The sequence below is a fragment of the Micromonospora sp. 4G55 genome, assembly GCF_016803375.1.
The window spans coordinates 1-4,962 of sequence record NZ_JAEVHN010000467.1 but is presented as its reverse complement, the minus strand read 5'-3'; the positions used below and the strand labels follow the sequence as shown (position 1 = coordinate 4,962).

Annotated in this window: 2 protein-coding genes; both read left to right on the top strand. The window is 74.5% G+C overall.

Annotation, left to right across the window (positions count from 1 at the left end; genetic code table 11):
• The coding region (locus JNW89_RS27510) for a phosphopantetheine-binding protein (protein ID WP_238451267.1) at positions 1-839 on the top strand (839 nt) is incomplete at its 5' end.
• Positions 836-4,962 (top strand): amino acid adenylation domain-containing protein (locus JNW89_RS27505; RefSeq protein ID WP_238451265.1); only part of this gene is annotated, 4,127 nt, incomplete at its 3' end. The genes JNW89_RS27510 and JNW89_RS27505, both read left to right, overlap by 4 nt.

Sequence of the window (4,962 nt, the reverse complement as noted above, 5' to 3'; positions counted from 1 at the left end):
GGGTCTACCTGCTGGACGCCGCGCTCCAGCCGGTGCCGCCGGGCGTGGTCGGCGAGCTGTACGTCGCCGGGGACCAGGTGGCCCGGGGCTACCTGCGCCGGCCCGGCCTCACCGCCGAGCAGTTCCTGCCCTGCCCGTACGGCCCGCCCGGCCGGCGGATGTACCGCACCGGCGACCTGGCCCGCTGGCGCACCGACGGCACCCTGGACTACCTGGGCCGCCGCGACGACCAGGTCAAGGTGCGCGGCATGCGGATCGAGCTGGGCGAGATCGAGTCGGCGATGCTGGCCCACCCGCAGGTCCGCGAGGCTGCGGTGGCGGTGCGCACCGACTCGGGGGAGCCGGCCCTGGTCGGCTACCTGGTCGGCGCCGCCGACGAGGCCGCCCTCGCGGCCGAGCTGGCCCGCGAACTGCCGGACCACCTGGTGCCGGCCGCGTTCGTCCGGCTCGACGCGCTGCCGCTGACCCCGAACGGCAAGCTGGACCGGGCCGCGCTGCCCGCGCCGCCGGCCACCGTGGCGCCCGCCGGCTACGTCCCGCCGCGCACCGACGCCGAGACCCTGGTGGCCGAGGTGTACGCCGAGATCCTCCAGGTGGAGAAGGTCGGTGCGCTGGACGACTTCTTCGTCCTCGGCGGCAACTCGCTGCGCGGCATGCGGGCGATGGCCCGGATCCGCGCCGAGGTGGACGTCGACCTGCCGATGCGGGCGCTGTTCAGCAGCCCCGTGGTCGCCGACCTGGCCGCCCAGATCGAGCAGCGGATCGCCGCCGAGCTGGACGAGCTCTCCGAGACCGAGGTCGCCGCGTTGCTGGCGGCGGAGAAGGACACCCCCGCATGACGGACCTGAAGGATCCCGCCCGGGAGGCCGCCCGGGCGGCGCTGATCGCTCAGCGGCTGCGCCGGCGGCAGGCCTCGCCCACCGCCCGGATCACGCCGCGCCCGGAGGACGCCGAGGTGCCGCTGTCGTACGCCCAGGAGCGGGTCTGGTTCATGGACCAGCTCGCTCCGGGCGAGGCGGCGTACCACATCGCGGTGCCGCTGCGGGTGCGCGGCCCGCTGGACGTCACGGCGCTGCGCGCCGCCCTGGCCGGGCTGACCGCCCGGCACGAGTCGCTGCGGACCCGCTTCCCGGCCGACGCCGAGGGGCGACCCACGGTCGTCGTCGCCGACGCCGTCGAGGTGCCGCTGACCATCGTGGACGCCCCCGACGAGCGGGCCGCGCAGGCGCTGGTGGACGCCGCCGCGGCCGAGCCGTTCGACCTGGCGGCCGGGCCGCTGCTGCGCGCCCTGCTGATCCGGCTCGCTGACGACGACAATCCGGCCTCCGCGCCGCAAGACGGCACTCCGGAGCGGATGAACGTCGCCGACGACCACGTGCTCTTCCTCAGCAAGCACCACATCGTCGGCGACGGCTGGTCGGTGGACGTGCTGCTGCGGGACCTGATCACCCTCTACCGGGGCGGCGAGCCGCCCGCCCTGCCGGTGCAGTACGGCGACTTCGCCCACTGGGAGGCCCGGGAGCTGGCCGGGCCGCAGGCCCGGGGGCACCTGGACTGGTGGAAGGGGCGGCTGGCCGGCATCACCCCGCTGGAACTGCCGCTGGACCGGCCCCGCCCGGCCACCCAGACCTACCGGGGCGACTTCGTCGAGTTCCAGGTCGACCGGGTGGTCACCGACGGGCTCGCCGCGCTCACCCGCGCGTCGGGCGGGACCCTGTTCATGACCCTGCTCGCGGCGTACCAGGTGCTGCTGTCCCGGCACGCCGGGCAGGACGACTTCGCCGTCGGCGCCTCGGTCGCCGGCCGGTCCGCCCCGGAGCTGGAGAACGTCGTCGGCATGTTCATCAACATGCTGCCGATGCGCGCCGAGTTGGCCGGCGACCCGACCTTCACCGAGCTGCTGGAGCGCACCCGGCGGGCCGTGCTGGACGGCTTCGAGCACGCCGAGGTGCCGTTCGCGAAGGTGGTGCACGAGCTGGGGCTGCCCCGCGACGTCAGCCGGTCACCGGTGTTCCAGGCCATGTTCGTCCTGCAGAACTACGAGATGGGCCGGTTCTCCGGCGTCTCCGACGCGGACGAGGTGAGCTTCCGCTGGACCCCGATGGAGCTGCGGGCCACGCGGTTCGACTTCGAGCTGCACGCCGTCGAGGTGCCCGACGGCATCTGGGGCAAGCTGGTCTTCAACACCGACCTGTTCACCCGCGACACCGTCGAGCGGATGGCGCGGCGGTGGACCACCCTGCTGGCCGCGATCGTCGCCGCCCCGGACACCCCGGTCTCCGCCCTGGACCTGCTCGCTCCCGCCGAGCGGGCGCTGCTGGCGAGCTGGAACGACACCGCCGCCGACTTCCCGGCCACCCAGACGCTGCACGGGCCGATCGAGGAACGGGCCGCGCGTACCCCGGACGCCGTCGCGGTCACCATCGAGGGCAGGTCGACCACGTACGCCGAGCTGAACGCCGCGGCCAACCGGGTCGCACACCGGCTGCGCGCCGCCGGGGTCGGCCCGGAGACCCTGGTCGGCGTCTGCGCCGAACGGTCGGTGGAGCTGGTCACCGGCCTGCTCGGGGTGCTCAAGGCCGGCGGCGCGTACCTGCCGCTGGACCCGGAGTACCCGGCGGACCGGTTGGCCTTCATGGTCGACGACGCGGCCGTGCCGGTGGTGCTGGTGCAGGAGCACCTGCGCGACGTGTTGCCCGCTACCGGCGCCACCGTGCTGGCCCTGGACGACGCCGGGACCTGGGCGGGCCAGCCCGCCGACGACCCGACGCCGGCGGCGGGCCCGGAGCACCTGGCGTACGTCATCTACACCTCCGGCTCGACCGGCCGACCGAAGGGCGTGCCGAACACCCACCGGGGCATCGTCAACCGGCTGGACTGGATGCAGCAGACCTACCGGCTGGGCCCCGACGACGCGGTGCTGCAGAAGACCCCGGCCAGCTTCGACGTCTCGGTCTGGGAGTTCTTCTGGCCGCTGCGCGAGGGCGCCCGGCTGGTGCTGGCGAAGCCCGGCGGGCACAAGGACGCCGGTTACCTGCGCGACCTGCTGGCCGCCGAGCGGGTCACCACCGCCCACTTCGTCCCGTCGATGCTCACCGTCTTCCTCGCCGAGGAGGGCGTCGAGGCGGCGACGGCGCTGCGCCGGGTGATCTGTTCGGGCGAGGAACTGCCGCCGGCCACGGCGGTCGACTTCACGGTCCGGCTGCCCGGGTGCGAGCTGCACAACCTGTACGGCCCGACCGAGGCGGCCATCGACGTCAGCGCCTGGCACTGCGACCCGGCGCTGCTGCCGGGCCTGACCACCGTCCCGATCGGCGCCCCGATCGCCAACCTGCGGCTGCACGTGCTGGACCGGCGCGGCAACCCCTGCCCGGTCGGGGTGGCCGGCGAGCTGCACATCGGCGGGGTGGGGCTGGCCCGCGGCTACCACCGCCGGCCCGCGCTCACCGCCGAGCGGTTCGTGCCGGACCCGTTCTCCGGTGAGTCGGGCGCCCGGCTCTACCGCACCGGCGACCTGGCCCGCTGGGTGACCGCCCCGGCCGGCGGGGTGATCGAGTTCCTGGGCCGGATCGACCACCAGGTGAAGCTGCGGGGCCTGCGGATCGAGCTGGGCGAGATCGAGAGCGCGCTGCGCGAGCAGGCGGCGGTGACCGAGGCGGCGGTGATCGTCCGCGAGGACACCCCCGGCGACAAGCGGCTCACCGCCTACCTGGTCGGCGCGGCCGAGCACGCCGCGCTGAAGGCGGCGCTGAAGGAGACGCTGCCCGAGTACATGGTGCCGGCCGCGTTCGTCACCCTGGACGGCCTGCCGCTGACGCCCAACGGCAAGCTGGACCGCAGGGCGCTGCCCGCGCCGGTGCTCACCCGCGAGGCGTCGGTCGCCCTGGTGGAGCCGCGCGACGACACCGAGCGGCTGCTCGCCGGCATCTGGTCGGAGGTGCTGGGCGTGGCCACGCTCGGCATCGACGACGACTTCTTCGACCTGGGCGGGCACTCCATGCTCGCCACCCAGGTGGTGGCGAAGATCCGCAAGGCCGAGCACGGTGGGCGCGCCGTCGGGGTGATGGACCTGTTCCAGCAGCGGACGATCCGCGAGCTGGCCGCGTTCATGTCCGGCGGCGGGGACGGCGCGGACGGGCCGCGCCGGCTGCTCTACGAGCTGACCAGGCCGATCCCGGCGGCGCAGCGGGTGCTCAGCTACGTCTGCGTCCCGTACGGCGGCGGCAGCGCCATCGTCTACCAGCCCTTGGCGGACGCGCTGCCCGCCGGCCATGCCCTGTGGTCGCTGGCCATCCCCGGCCACGACGTCGGGCTCAGCGAGGACGGCCTGCCGTTCGAGGAGCTGACCAGCCGGGTCGCCGCGGAGATCCTGGAGCGCGTCGAGGGCCCGATCGCCCTCTACGGCCACTGTGGGGTGGGCAGCGCGATCGTCGCCGAGGTGGCCCGCAAGGTGGAGGCCGCCGGCCGGGACCTGGAAGCGGTCTACATCGGTGCGATGTTCCCGTTCGCCCGTCCCCGGGGCGCCTTCGCCGCCCTGCGCAACCGGCTCGAACAGCTGCGCAGCAACCGGCACTACGCCAGCTGGCTCAAGTCGATGGGGGTGGACACCGACGAGCTGGACCCGGAGCAGGCCGACCGGATCATCAGCAACATGCGGGCCGACTCGCGGGCGTCCGAGGAGTACTTCACCGGCCTCCTCGACCGGGGTGCGACGAAGCTGCGCGCGCCGATCATCTCGGTGGTCGGCTCGGAGGATCCGGTGACCGACTACCACGCCGAGCGGTACGCCGAGTGGCAGTTCCTCAGCGACACCCTCGGCCTGGTGGTGCTCGACCAGGCCGGGCACTTCTTCCTCAAGTACCGCGCCGAGGAGCTGGCGGAGATCGTCACCCGGGTCCACCCGGCGGTGGCCGCCGGGGACGTCGGCGCCCTCACCCCGCCGGCGCGGGGCGCCGACGCCGG